This window comes from Rhodobacter lacus (genome assembly GCF_042683065.1).
Taxonomy (GTDB): domain Bacteria; phylum Pseudomonadota; class Alphaproteobacteria; order Rhodobacterales; family Rhodobacteraceae; genus Rhodobacter; species Rhodobacter lacus.
Map to the genome: position 1 here is coordinate 1 of NZ_JBHUIX010000010.1, position 12,731 is coordinate 12,731.

Annotated in this window: 12 protein-coding genes; 4 read left to right on the forward strand and 8 right to left on the reverse strand. The window is 61.3% G+C overall.

Annotated features, from left to right (window positions below; all coding sequences use genetic code 11):
• The 4 genes from ACFSM0_RS09515 to ACFSM0_RS09530 all read left to right on the forward strand — a co-directional run.
• Positions 1–195 (forward strand): hypothetical protein (locus ACFSM0_RS09515; protein ID WP_377389719.1); only part of this gene is annotated, 195 nt, incomplete at its 5' end.
• Between the two features lie 524 nt (positions 196–719).
• On the forward strand, positions 720–1,754 hold the full coding sequence (locus ACFSM0_RS09520; protein ID WP_377389721.1) for a NotI family restriction endonuclease: 1,035 nt from the start codon (positions 720–722) through the stop codon (positions 1,752–1,754).
• A 63-nt stretch (positions 1,755–1,817) separates the two neighbouring features.
• On the forward strand, positions 1,818–2,948 hold the full coding sequence (locus tag ACFSM0_RS09525) for a DNA cytosine methyltransferase (RefSeq protein ID WP_377389723.1): 1,131 nt from the start codon (positions 1,818–1,820) through the stop codon (positions 2,946–2,948).
• 323 nt (positions 2,949–3,271) lie between these two features.
• Positions 3,272–7,819, forward strand: coding sequence for a P-loop NTPase family protein (locus tag ACFSM0_RS09530; RefSeq protein WP_377389725.1), 4,548 nt, complete (start codon positions 3,272–3,274; stop codon positions 7,817–7,819).
• A 282-nt stretch (positions 7,820–8,101) separates the two neighbouring features.
• On the opposite strand, the gene ACFSM0_RS09535 is transcribed toward ACFSM0_RS09530, so the two are convergent.
• From ACFSM0_RS09535 to ACFSM0_RS09570, 8 genes are all read right to left on the reverse strand, one after another.
• Positions 8,102–8,899, reverse strand: coding sequence for a DNA adenine methylase (locus tag ACFSM0_RS09535; protein WP_377389739.1), 798 nt, complete (start codon positions 8,897–8,899; stop codon positions 8,102–8,104).
• 232 nt (positions 8,900–9,131) lie between these two features.
• Positions 9,132–9,356 carry a hypothetical protein gene (locus tag ACFSM0_RS09540; protein WP_097071514.1) on the reverse strand — a complete coding sequence of 75 codons (225 nt, stop codon included), beginning with the start codon at positions 9,354–9,356 and terminating at the stop codon, positions 9,132–9,134.
• A gap of 24 nt (positions 9,357–9,380) precedes the next feature.
• Positions 9,381–10,064 carry an NlpC/P60 family protein gene (locus tag ACFSM0_RS09545; protein WP_377389727.1) on the reverse strand — a complete coding sequence of 228 codons (684 nt, stop codon included), beginning with the start codon at positions 10,062–10,064 and terminating at the stop codon, positions 9,381–9,383.
• 1 nt (position 10,065) lies between these two features.
• Entirely contained in the window at positions 10,066–10,386 is a 321-nt protein-coding gene (locus tag ACFSM0_RS09550; protein ID WP_377389729.1) for a phage holin family protein, read from the reverse strand.
• Positions 10,387–10,409: 23 nt separating this feature from the next.
• Complete coding sequence (locus ACFSM0_RS09555) at positions 10,410–10,697, reverse strand: hypothetical protein (protein WP_377389731.1); 288 nt, start codon at positions 10,695–10,697, stop codon at positions 10,410–10,412.
• Positions 10,698–10,709: 12 nt separating this feature from the next.
• Complete coding sequence (locus ACFSM0_RS09560; RefSeq protein ID WP_377389733.1) at positions 10,710–11,498, reverse strand: hypothetical protein; 789 nt, start codon at positions 11,496–11,498, stop codon at positions 10,710–10,712.
• Positions 11,499–11,512: 14 nt separating this feature from the next.
• Complete coding sequence (locus ACFSM0_RS09565) at positions 11,513–11,929, reverse strand: tail fiber assembly protein (protein ID WP_377389735.1); 417 nt, start codon at positions 11,927–11,929, stop codon at positions 11,513–11,515.
• Positions 11,926–12,731 (reverse strand): hypothetical protein (locus ACFSM0_RS09570; protein WP_377389737.1); only part of this gene is annotated, 806 nt, incomplete at its 5' end. The genes ACFSM0_RS09565 and ACFSM0_RS09570, both read right to left, overlap by 4 nt.

The window sequence follows — 12,731 nt, forward strand, 5'->3', positions numbered from 1 at the left end:
GGGGCCTCGGCGCTCGAGACGGGTTTTGCGCCTTTTGCGCAAGCCCTTGGCGAGAGGATCACGCTGCACCGCGTCGCGCAGATCCCCGATTGGGGTCCGGCTCTCTATCGCGACCACATTCACCCCACGGCGCAGGGCACGGCGCGACTGGCCGCGGCCATCGCGGCCTCCCTGCGCGCACCGGCGACGCGGTGAAGGGCACGGGCGCTGATCTCCCGACCAAGAGCCCGTCCGCACTGGCGAAGACCCCCAGCATTAAGCCTTGACGGCACCGCCCCCGCTCCGCGTCAGGATCGACTGCTGGGAAAAATTTTCGTCCGAAAGCTGTTGCGAATCTGGCCGAAAGCTGGTCGCGCGCTACACAAAGCGGGATGGGTCAGCGATGTCGAAGATGGATTATTTTGGTGGCGAGGGGGGGACTCGAACCCCCGACCCCGTGATTATGAGGCTCGCAGTTTTCGATGATTTCGAAACGAAAGGGCTGTAAACACTGGCGATCAGATGCATATCAAATCAATATGTTATCAGGCGCTTGTAAACGAAAGATGCGCTGCAGAAGCCAAGTTTCGAACTGGAGCCCCCTGACTTCCGGCGGGTCGATCGCTGTCCGCTCGGGGCAACCTTTTGTGTTTTCGCACCGCCCCGGTCCGTTGGCGGTTGATCTCGCGTCGATTTGCAGATTGTCTCGGCCAAAGCTATGTATTTTGGCTGGAGACAGTATGGTCGAGCGCTTTCACATTGCGGAGTGGTATGGTCGACCATTCCAAGACCTGACACCAGAGGAGCGAGTCGCCTTCGCTGGTCACAAGGTTGGCGCTTACACCATGAAGAAGGCCGATCTTGTTCGGCTTGATACGCTGCATCAGAAAGCCAACGTTGGGACGCTCACCGCGAGAGAGCATGAACGGCTTGAGGCCCTGATTGCGCTTCTGGAACTGCAGAATGCACGCGAAAAGCCTTGCCACTTCCGGACAGACACTGCTCATCCGACCTGCACAAAGGCTGGCGGCGTCTGTTCCCTTCGGCTCTACACGGACGAAGGAGGAGAATTCCGACCGCTCGAGGGCGACCGCGGCATGATCCGCGCTCTCTGCCCCTATCGCTTCCATCAAGGAGATACAGCGTTTCGACATATTGGCGGGCGTATGCTCGGCGACCCTTCTCCGAGGCAGGTCGGCGAGGTCGGCTTCCTCGAATCTACCGGCAACCTGGACAGCGCTCCGGGAGAAGATGTGGGTCGTATCGACATGATCCTCGTCGCCGAGGACACGATTGCGGATGGCGATCTAAAGTGGTGTGCCGTCGAAGTGCAGGCAGTATACTTCTCTGGCCGCGAGATGGCGATCGAGTTCAGGGATATCATTGCGCGCGGCGGCGCGGCCAGCATGCCAGTCGAAGGCCGACGCCCCGACTATCGAAGCAGTGGCCCCAAGCGGTTGATGCCCCAACTGCAGATCAAAGTTCCGACGCTTCGGCGCTGGGGAAAAAAGATGGCCATCTTGGTCGACAAGGCGTTCTTCTTGTCGATGGGCGAGATGCGTCGCGTCGAACACCTGTCAAACTGCGATGTGGTGTGGTTTCTGGCAGATTTCGTGCGTGATCCCGGAGATGCCATCTATCGGCTGGAGATCATCGACGAGTTCGGCACCACGCTCGAGAGCGCCATTGAGGGCTTGACAGGAGGCGAAGCGGTGTCTCTGGAGGAGTTCGAGGGCCGGATTCGCGGAAAAATCTTGCCGCGATCGCTTGCTTGATTCATTGTTAGTTGATAACGCATCAACGCAAACAAACAGAGAACATCGGCAAGGTAGACCTTCATGAGCCTGACAGCGATCGACCTTTTCTGCGGTGCCGGTGGGCTTTCGGCCGGGCTGGAAATGGCCGGTTTCAAGGTTCTGGCAGGCGTGGATCTGTTCGAGGCGGCAGGCAAGACCTTCGAGGTCACACATCCGCATGCTCGCTTCATCGGCAAGCCCATCGAGGACGTTACGATTGACGAACTCGTCGCGACTACTGGCGTGGCGCCGGGTGAGCTGACGGTCCTTGCTGGCGGTCCGCCGTGCCAAGCCTATTCGGTTTACAACCATCAGCGCGGGATGCACGACTCCCGGGCGACCTTGTTCCGTGAATACTTGCGCATCGTTAAGGGCATGCAGCCCGAGTGGATCGTGATGGAAAACGTAATGGGCATTTACTCGATCGGCGGCGGCGAAGCGGTGCGCGCGATTAAGGCGGAACTGAAAGTGCTGGGCTACGAGGTCGAGGAGCGCGTGCTGAAAGCCGAGGAGTATGGCGTTCCCCAAGAGCGCCGTCGCGTCGTGTTCATTGGCAACCGCGTCAACGCCCCGATCCGACACCCGGCCCCGACACACGGGGAAAACCTCCAGCCCTTCACGACGATCCTCGACGCCATCGGGGATTTGCCCCCGCTCGAGAACGGTGAGGACCACGGCGAAGTTGCCTATGCCAAACCTGCCCGCGGCGAGTTCCAGGCCTTTGTTCGCGGGTCACGGTCGACAGTCGCAAACCACGGTTCGCCGAAACTCGGGAAGATCAACGTCGAGCGGATGGCACATATTCCGCCAGGTGGCAGCTGGCGGGATATCCCGTTCGACCTGCTCCCTGCAGGTATGAAGCGCGCGAAGCGGTCGGATCACACCAAGCGTTACGGGCGCATGACTTGGGACGGCCTGTCCTGCACAGTGCTGACTAAATGCGACGTCCACTGGGGTGCCTACATCCACCCCGAACAAGACCGCGCAATCTCGGTGCGCGAAGCCGCTCGCCTGCAGGCATTCCCCGACTGGTTCGAATTCCACGGGTCTCGGACGGACCAGTATGTTCAGGTCGGCAACGCCGTGCCCCCGCTACTCGGCCGAGCCATCGGGCTCACGATCAGAGAACTGATCACCGAAGCCGCCATATCCACACCAATCGCGGCCGAATGACATCTGCCCCGCCTTTGCGGCGGGGTTTTTGTTTCGGGCTATTTCAGGTTCTGCGCCTGAATAGTTGCCGACATCGCTAGATAATGTTGAGGCTCGCGGCCCTACACAAAACGGCGCAATGCGCAGGGAGCGGACGCTGCCGAGCCTCGGCACCGACCGGCGCGGATCCGCGTGCCCGGCCCGAAGCCGCCACTCGGTCGCTTCGGAAGTTGCATGATCGCACTCTCCTAAGCCGCCGCTCGACTAGCGCCGCAGCGAAATCCCGGCCATGATGGTACGGCGTCGCTGCCGAACTCATGATGAGCTAAAATTAGTGGTTATAGATGCCTGACAATCTTGAGCATTCACTTGAACTGATCCGATGCGCACTTCTCGCTCTTAAGCCATCAGGGAAAGACGGCTTTGAGGGGGCACTGAGCCTTGCGCTTACGCGGCTCACCGGTATCCCATTTCGATTGGCAGCTAGTGGGTTTCAAGGCGGCATGGATGGTGATGGAGCGCTGCCCGCAGATGCCGTCTGCTTTGAGGCTAAACGCTATTCAGAAAGCCCTAAGCGTGAAACGGTACTTACAAAGATCGCCGACTTGGCTCGCTCAAGGCCTGACGCAGATCGGCTTTGGGTGCTAGGCGTTACGGCCGAAGCCAATGCGCAGCTTTCATCGGAGGTAGCGCAGGACGGTGATCGCAATGCAATTTCCACCTTTGTGCTCGACTGGCTCTCTGCGCCCTTGCCGCCATTAGCCGTGGCAATCGTTGCTGCGGACGAAGAGGCTATAGATTTTCTGGTCAGCAACTTCGATCCCTCATTTGGCCAGACAATTGTATTCCGAGAAGACCTTGCCGACGCCTTCGGCTTTGTTTCGCAGCACCCCGATTTCCTCGCAAGCTGCGAGAGGCTGAAGAATAACCTGAACGTTTCGAAGTTGGCGTTTGCCAAAGCTGTCGAGCGAAATGCCCGATGGCGAACGCAAGTCTTTGGCTCAACAAAAAGGGCTAGGATCACATTGGGGCAAGCTATTGCTGTCGCGGAAGATCCGAACTTGCCAAGACTGCGACAGGACCTGCGTCAAGATATCTTTGAAAAGGTGAAGGCTGGCCAAGACATCGTATTGCTCGGCGATGAAGGGCATGGAAAGTCTTGGCTTGCTGCTCAGATATGCTCCAGCACACAGGGTATGGGCCTGTTCCTGAGCGCCGAGAGTTTTGACGGGATATCCACCGATAAACTCGAAGAATTTCTGATCGACATGCTCATCAAGCAGTCAGGCGACGCCTCGGATGCGCCGCTTAGAGACCGTTGGGGCCATCGATTGAAAGCATGGCGGGCTTCGCCGCCTCTGGCGCAGCTATTGGTGATTGTGGACGGCATCAATCAGAGAGAAGGCCTGCGTTGGGGGCGTATCCTCAACGCGCTTCATTTCACGCTGCAAGAGATCGGGGCGCGCCTGATTGTTACAGCGCGGCCGAAATTTTGGAACAGGGTGGTTCTCCCAGGATTGAACCTCACACCGACGGTAATTCAGGTCCCGGAATGGTCCCCGCAAGAGAGAGACATTCTGCTCGATCATCACGGCATACATCAAGATTGGCTTGATGATCCCACTCGTAAAACGCTTTGCAATCCGAGGCTTCTCGGCGTTGCGATCCAGACACTGCCGCGTCACGAGCCAAGCGCGTGGAAGGGGCTGACAACGGATCGGCTGTTGATGGAGCACCTTCGATCATCGCAGCGTGAGAACTTCGAAGCCGAGCCATTCGCCACGCTGACCCAGCGACTTAGTGAGCATGCCGTAACGGTGTTGGAACGGGTAAGCGCTTCCAAAAATGCACCTCCCCAGCACTTTCAGGCCAACGCTAATGCTGTCATTGAAACACGCTTCTTTCGTTCTCTCGAAGGCCCGGGCGATCTCTACGAGCTTCGGGAAGAAGGGCTTACGCTAGCTCTCGGGTTCGCTCTGGTGGATCAACTTTGGCGAGCCCAACGGGAGGGACACAACCTGCCTGAACGGGTGGTTCAACTGGTTGAGCCCATCAATGCCATTGACCGAACGGCGGATGTTGTATTCTCAGCTTTGCTCGTTTGCGCGCTAGATGAAACCAACCGCTTTCACAGGGACATTTTCGCGGCAATTCTTGACGCATTCTCAAATCTTCAGAACATAAACGGCCAGCGGTTCGAGGAATTTGTGGAGATTGTGAAGCATCAGCCTAAGGTCTTTTTTGAGGTCATTGAAAAACTCTTCCTCGAACGAGGGCGGCGGATCAATCACGACTGGTTCTACCATGCGGCGTTCGAAGTCGCGCGATGCAACGCAGGCAAATCGGCAGCAGAAGACGCAATTCGTCGCTGGCTGCATTTCTACAACAAATCTCCTGAGACGCAGATCAAACGCTACCACCGAGGTGACGAGGCAGAGTACGAGAAGAACCTGCAAGAAAAACGGGACAAAATTGGGCAGGAACTATCCAGCCTTTCTCCCTTCGAAAAGCAACTTCTGAACAAAATGACAGAAGTTCCGGAGGATCCGGACACGCTAATCACGCTTGCGCTCGAGTTGCTTGCAGGGCGATCTCTTTCCCCCTTCTCCGATTGCTTTGTGGCTTTGGGTTTGGCGCTTGCCATCGATTCCGGACTGTACTCTGCTCGGAAAGCATTCCAGCAGTTAACCACGTTTAACAGGATAGAGCGATCAGCGACCAGAAAAGCGTTTCACAAGGCGCTGGGACCACTTCGGGCCACGGAAACCTCGCGAGGTGGCCAATGGACCGTTGTTCGTATGCTGCACGCGACCGGAGACGAGGCTGACGCGACGGAGGCACGGGGCATTACACTCAATCTGCGCAAGGACTGGCCTCGTTTCGACCCGCCGGACCCCAAAAAATGGCGACAGATCAAAGCCGCAGATCCGCTGGCTCAGCGCCCGACGGATTTGCAGTCAGGCCTTGAGGACTTCGCCGCACTTAACCCGGAGGAAATGCTGCTAACCATGTATTCGGAGGCGTCGTATCATCATTACGAAGAATTTCTTCCGATAGCATGTAGATTCGCTCCCGCAGTCGCCTTTGAGAAAGGGCGAGCGATCATGGCTGGATTGCTCACGCGGGAGGGTTTCCCTCTCAGGCAAGTAATTGTAAATAGCGAGGAGCGTATCCCGCTGGTTCAAGCAGATTTGGCGCAGCAGTTCGTTAAGCGCATTGTTGAAACTAATGCCATTGAAACGATACCCGAAGCGGATCAACGGTTTTGCCGATGGATTGCATTCTATACGGTCGCAGCTCAGCTGACGGCGGAGGAACAACTCGAGTGCTTGGAGGGTTCCGCGTTTGGGTACACCTACTCTTTGTCTGTCATTCCATCCCTGAAGCCGCAACCGACCGAGGCCATTGTTCGCGCCCTGAGTGAAGTTCTGGACGAGAACGACGAAGAGGCTGCATTCCGCATCCTATCGACGGCCCTGTATGGTGGCACAGAAATGTCTGCCGCTTTCGAAGAGCAAATTCTTGTGTGTTCCGTGCGCAAATGCGCGATGCTGCGCGCCGTTTCCTTTGAGCTTGCCATTGAGAAAGATCTGGCAACCGTCAGAAGCGCACATGCGGAAAGCACATGGACTGCACAGGACGCCGAAAACAGCACCTACGAAAGCTGGTACGGCTCGATCCTGTTGGTTGAAGCCCGTGCCTATGGCGAGCTATCCATTGATGAACTGCTGAAGCGCATCGACCACAAGACATGGTTTTCAGCTGCCGCCCGTCTGGGTGAAGGCTTCACCAAGCCGATGGCTGATTGCCTCATTCATCAGCTGGGCCGTGGCGTTGAAAGTGTAGCAGAGATCCCTGTTCCACAAGCTGATCTGACCTTTTCGATGAAGGCTCCGGCTCCGTATCCGTTCCTCTCCGTAGATGAAACAGACAGAGATGCGGAGCGGTTTCCAAAGCAGAAGAGCCCGTCTGAGGTTCTTGGCGGAGATGACAAATTCGAAGAAACGCGTGATCGTCTGAAACAGATAGTGAAGGCTTTTTTCGCTAATATCAAAGGATCCGACGCAAGGTTACTCCTGAACCGGATCACCATTGAAGACCTTCAACACCTGATTGCGACGGTTCCTTCCGTCATGCCAAATCTGGTCTCAATCATCGAGAAAAGCGACAAGTCACAGCTGATTTGGTTGAAAAATTTGGCATTCGCTGTCGCGAAGCTGATTTCCTCGGAGCAGCCGGGAAAAGCCGTTCAGATCCTGCGGCGCGCACTAGCTTCGCAGGGCTTTGTGACGCAGGCTTTGGGAGATGATCTGACGCTGGAGCATGCGGCCATTTGGGGTGCTGCGCGCTCTGAAGCCATTGAAATCCTTTGGCGAGAACGCCTTTTCAGTGCTGAAAACGATGATGTTTTGGCGAGAGAGGTGTTGGCAGCTGAACGCTTTGGATCGAATGGCTTTATCCGTGACTTAGTCTTCAAACTTGCGGAAAGCACGGATAGCTTGGATCATGCCTATGCAGTCACGATCGCTGGATTCTCGGGTCAAGGGGTTGAAGTAATTGAATTAATTCAGAGGCATGTTAACCACGTTGGCCTGTCTGGTGGCGCGGCTAAAGTCGCGCAGGTGACCCATCTGGCTGCTGAGTGGGCTGCGAAATGGGTTGGGGAAATGTGGGACGCCAAAACCGCTGAGGAATTCTGGCGGTGCCTGACAATCGCAAAGACCTGCATGGACGCGCGGGTGTCAAACGAACCCAAAGCCGGAACTCTTTGGACGCACTATGCACCTGTATTCCAACGAGCCCGAAAGGCCGCCATGAAAGACCGAAGCAAAGAGAGAGCAAAACGGTTGATTGGACAGGACGTACCTGATGCGGTGTTCATCTCGGCGTAAACGCGTGATCGGCAAGTGCAATGCTGGGAAACCGAAGCCGCCAAGGAGTTCAAATGCGGTAGCATGACTCGCGAAGCGCTGTCTTACATCCGTGCCCTGGTGCCGGGTGAACATCGGGGAGGGGCATCGCAACGTCGATCGCGCAAGGCGCGCCTTCCCATGTCCAAAAGTCCGGTTACTGCGCATCGCATCGCTCACCACGCGCTTCGCGAGCGCCCGCTTTCGCCTTCAGCCACAGCACCGCGCGGGGAGCTCCCCTCCTCCCCGCGCAGGCGCCCTGCCCTACATCGCGCGCCCGCGGATCAGGAGCTCCGCGGCGGGCGTGCTCTGGCCTTTCCCGGCGATCGAATAGGTGGTGCGGACCGGCTCGATCTCGGCCCAGGAGAAGATCTCGCGGATCTCGGGCACATCGTTGATCGACAGAAGGAACCGCCCTTCGAGGCCGCGCAAGGCGTCTGCGAGACGGGCGAAGTCATCGCGGCTGAAGAGCTCCTTGCCGTAATCGCCCTCGCAGCCCCAATAGGGCGGGTCGAGGTAGAAGAGCGTTTCGGGCGCATCATAGCGGCGGATGAACGCCTCGAAGTCGAGGCATTCGATCACCACGCCCGAGAGGCGGGAGTGCAGGTCTTCGAGCATCGGTTCGAGGGTGGTGATGTTGAACCGACCGGGCCGGTCGCGGCTCACGCCAAAATTGCGCCCGCTGACCTTGCCGCCAAAGGCGGTGCGCTGCAGGTAGAGGAAGCGGGCGGCGCGTTCGAGATCGGTGAGCGTATCGGGGCGGGTGGCGATCAGCCGCTCGAACTCGGCGCGCACGGTAAGCTGGAAGCGCAGGATCTGGAGGAACTGCGGATAGTGGCGCTGCAGGATGCGGAACAGGTTCGCGATGTCGCGCCCGGCATCATTGATCACCTCGGCGCGCGGGCGGGCGCTGCGGCGCAGGAAGATCCCGCCCATGCCCACGAAGGGCTCGCAATAGGTGCGGCAGGGGGTTTGATCGAGGATCGTGCAGATCCGTTTGGCGAGGTTGCGTTTGCCGCCGAGCCATGGTGCCGCAGGGGCGACCGGGGCGACAGGAATCATCGACTCCATCATGTCATTATGTTCCAAGGGGCCTCCCTCGCGAGGGGGGAGCGACCATAAGCTTTTGCTGGTCGGCGGGGGTGCTTAGCGGTGACCCCGTGTCGGAGGGGGTTGCCGCCCCCTCTGGCCTCTCAAAAGGCCGGACCTCGTCACTCTTTACAAAGCCATGCCGCACCGATGATCCGGCGCGAGAGCGTGGGGCGGGCGTGACCGCCCTGCCCCGGATTTGGGCTCACACGGCCCAGCCGAGCGTTTTGGCGAGGCGGGAGAGGCCGAAGGTGCCGCCCGAGACGGCGAGCCAGATCGCGGTGCCGATCAGCGTCGAGGCGGTGGTGAGATCGATCGAGAGCACGCCGCTTGCCTGGTCAAAATCGACCGACGGCAGCGCCGCGAGGAGCCCGGCGAGCGGATAGAGAAGCAGCACCCGCAGCGCGAGCGCGAGTTGCGACTGGAACATGACTGGTCCTTTCGAGAGGGAGGCTCAGGCCTCGTTGGTGGAAAGCGGTTCGCCTTGCGGGGTGAGCGCGATCGCGCGCCCGGTGACGGGCTGACCGGCGGGCCAGCGCGCCGCAAGCAGGCGGGTTTTGGCGATCCGGGTGACGGTGACGGCATCGGATTGATTGCCGCCGAGCACGTGATAGGCCCCGGCATCCTCGCCCCAATAAAAGCCGACATGGCCCTGCCAGCCGGAGCGGGAGCCGCGCCAGAAGCTCAGCACCGCGCCAAAGACCGGATCGACAGGATCGCCAAAGCGGCCCCAGGCCCGCGCGCCGAGCGGGTTTTGAGGGAGTTGGGCTTCGGGCAGCGCAGACCGGATGCAGGTCGCCACGAACGCCCCGCACCACGGGATCTCGCGCGGATCGATCCAGGCAACGGAGCGGTCAAACCACGCCCGCAGCTTTGCGGTGTCGCGGCGCTCGTGCAGCCCCTTCATGCGCACGGCCTCCGCCATCCAGGGGATATCCACACCGCCGGGCGCGGGCGCCCCGCCCATCAGCGCCGCCGCGGTGAGCGGCCCAAAGTAAGCCCGCGCCCGGAGCCCCACAGAGCGCTTGAAGGCAATCAGCGCCGCATCCGTCTTTGGCCCGCGCAGCCCGTCCACAGGCCCCGGATCAAAGCCGAGCGCGGAGAGCCGCGCCTGCACGGCGCGCCAGTCCAGTGTCATGTCATATGTCCTTTCGTCTGAACAAAACCCGCGTCAGAAGCGCCTCGGCGCCGCGCGGGCCGAGATAGGCGAGCGAGGCGACAACGCCGGTGCTCACCGTCCGGTCGAGCCCCAGGTAAGCCGCGACCGCCTCGCCGATGATCGCCATGCCGATCGCAATCGGCAGCTCCCAGAGGAGCTCGCGCCCGAAGAAGCGCCTGCGCCCGCTGCGCACTTGCGTGCTGTGCCACATCAACCGCCCGGCGATCGCCGCCGCAGCCGTCGTCATCGCGCCACCAAACAGCGCGTCGGCCACCTCGATGAGGCCCCGCGTCTCGCTCATGATCTGCCCTTTCCGGGAGTTGGTTAGATTGCGTCGCGCGGCGGCAGGGCCACCGGGCCATCGGCCTCGATGCGGAGCGGCGCCGGGAAGCAGGCCGCCTCGGGCGCGTCCGCCCCGATCGGGAAGAACAGGGTCAGGGCGATGTCGTCGCCCGCGGCCTCGACCGGGCCGAGGATCCAGCCGCGCGCGGCCTCGGGGAGCTCCGCATCCAGATCGACGGCAAGATCATTGATCGTGAGCACGCGGCCCGAAAGGGTGAGCGTGAGCCTGCGGTCATCGCGGCAGGGCGAAAGCGTGAGAAGGAGCGCCATGATCGTTCCCCCTCAAAACCAGCGACCAAAGGCTGTGAGCGAAGCAAACCCGTTCGTGAGCCCGCCCGCGGTGTCCCAAACGTAGATATCAATCGCGGTCGCCGAGTTGTTCGCCACCGTCACGATCCGCGGCACGCTGGCCGAGGTCGTCACCGCCGAGACGCGCGGCGAGGCCGCAAAGGCCGCAGGCCAGGCGCGCGTCATCGCCCCCGTGGTCAGCCCCTGAATCGTCGTGCCGCAGATCTGCGTGCCATCGGCAAAGCGCACGTAATCGCCGTTCGCATTGGTCCCGCCCTCGATCACCGCGCCGGTCGGCACGCCGCCCGATTGCGCCACCGTGCCGAGAATGTTCTTGCGCCCGTAGATCCGGCCCCGATCGACCCCGCCCTCGGCAAAGGCGAGCTGATTGGCGCCGGGGCGGTAAAACCCGGTGTCGAGATCGGCGGCAAAGCGCAGCCCCGGCGCGGCAAGCGTGCCATCGCCGAACTTGCCCTGGCCGGGGCCGTCATAGATCCCCTGATAGGCGCTGATCAGGGCCGCGAGCTGCGTTGCCACATCGGCATCGCGCCCCGCGGTGAAGAGAATGTCATAGGTCTGCGCTGTCGCCGTCGCGCCCAGATAGGCGCGCGAGAGCGTCAGGCTCGTGGCGCTGGGGACCGCCGCGATCACATAGCTGCGCCCGTCCGGGGCGATCAGCTGATCGCCCGCGCGCACGATCTGCGCCCATGATGTGCCGGTGCCGGTGACGGCGGTAGAGCCGTTCGTCACGGCAATCGTGCCGGTGTTGTAATATGCCGCCATCGCAGCCTCCTTTATTATGCGGGCCGCGCGGGCCAGATGATCCGGGCAGGCCACCCGGACTGTGTGGGGATGTCGCGCAAAGCCTGCCGGTAGGCGGCCCAGGCCGCGCGATCGACCGGGGCGTCGGGCGCCTGCGTCCAGTCACAGCCGGCGAGCAGCGCATCGCGCTTTGCCCGCGCGAGCGCCGCCAGCTCGGCCCCGCTGCGCCGGTCCACCCAGGCCCAAAGGGCGGGATCGAAGCTCAGGCCGCGCTCCGGGCAGGGCGGGAGTGCGACCGGCGCGCCGTCCTTGAACCAGACGCCTGCACCATCGCTCTCGCCTTCCCAGAACGCGGCGCCCTCGGGGAGATTGGCGGCGAGATCCGCGGCGGCGCAGGTGATCGCGCGGAGCACCTCGCCCGTCGCCCCGTCGTAAATCAGGCCACGGATCACTTCTTGACCTCCAGCGCACGCAGCGAGCGGTTTTCTGCGATCAGGCCAACCATCGACGGGTTTTGCACCTCCAGCGTGTAGGTGCGCGCGCCTGTTGCGGTGGGTGCGTCAAGCACGCCGCCCGCGAAGGGCGCAACACTGCCCGCGAGATAGGCGCGGCTGTCATAGATCGTCGTCGTGCCGCGCCGGAGCCGGATCCCCAATGTTCCCGCGCTCGTGCCCACCGCGCCGAAGGCGTAATCCAGCATCACCGGCGCCCCGGTCGAGGTGTAGGTGATGGTCTGGATCACCTGCCACGCCGTGCTTGGAGAGACATTGAGCGAGGCGGCGGTATAGGCGCCGGTCGGGATCGTGACCGCCTGATCGGCGATCTTGAGCGTGCTCACCGCCAGATCGCCGATCTTTGCCGTGGTGATCGCGGCGCTGGCGATCTTCGCCTCGGTCACCGCCAGATCCGCAATCTTGGCGCGGGTGATCGCCGCATCCGCAATAATGCCCGAGGCGGCGGTGATCGTGCCCGTGGCCAGCTGCGCAGCATAGACAGAGCCATCGAGGAGGATGTCTCTCGCGCTGATCTTGGCCACCGAGGCGGTGCCGCCCGAGCCATCGGCGGCAATGAGCTGCAACAGCGAGACCACGCCGCCCGCCTGCGCCTCGATCAAAAACCCCGCCTGCGCAGCGCCTTCGAGATCGGCAATCGCCGTGCCCTGCGTCGCCACGCTGGCGGAGACGGTGCCGAGCGAGGCCGAGACAGTCGCGATCTGCGCCGCCATCGCGCTATCCGCCGTGGCCCGCGCCAGGG

Excerpts from the sequence above, each read along its gene's own strand:
- ACFSM0_RS09560 (WP_377389733.1), bottom strand. The coding sequence starts at position 11,498 with ATGGCGGCATATTACAACACCGGCACGATTGCCGTGACGAACGGCTCT.
- ACFSM0_RS09535 (WP_377389739.1), bottom strand. The coding sequence starts at position 8,899 with ATGATTCCTGTCGCCCCGGTCGCCCCTGCGGCACCATGGCTCGGCGGC.
- ACFSM0_RS09540 (WP_097071514.1), bottom strand. The coding sequence starts at position 9,356 with ATGTTCCAGTCGCAACTCGCGCTCGCGCTGCGGGTGCTGCTTCTCTAT.
- ACFSM0_RS09550 (WP_377389729.1), bottom strand. The coding sequence starts at position 10,386 with ATGAGCGAGACGCGGGGCCTCATCGAGGTGGCCGACGCGCTGTTTGGT.
- ACFSM0_RS09520 (WP_377389721.1), top strand. The coding sequence starts at position 720 with ATGGTCGAGCGCTTTCACATTGCGGAGTGGTATGGTCGACCATTCCAA.
- ACFSM0_RS09530 (WP_377389725.1), top strand. The coding sequence starts at position 3,272 with ATGCCTGACAATCTTGAGCATTCACTTGAACTGATCCGATGCGCACTT.
- ACFSM0_RS09545 (WP_377389727.1), bottom strand. The coding sequence starts at position 10,064 with ATGACACTGGACTGGCGCGCCGTGCAGGCGCGGCTCTCCGCGCTCGGC.
- ACFSM0_RS09525 (WP_377389723.1), top strand. The coding sequence starts at position 1,818 with ATGAGCCTGACAGCGATCGACCTTTTCTGCGGTGCCGGTGGGCTTTCG.
- ACFSM0_RS09555 (WP_377389731.1), bottom strand. The coding sequence starts at position 10,697 with ATGGCGCTCCTTCTCACGCTTTCGCCCTGCCGCGATGACCGCAGGCTC.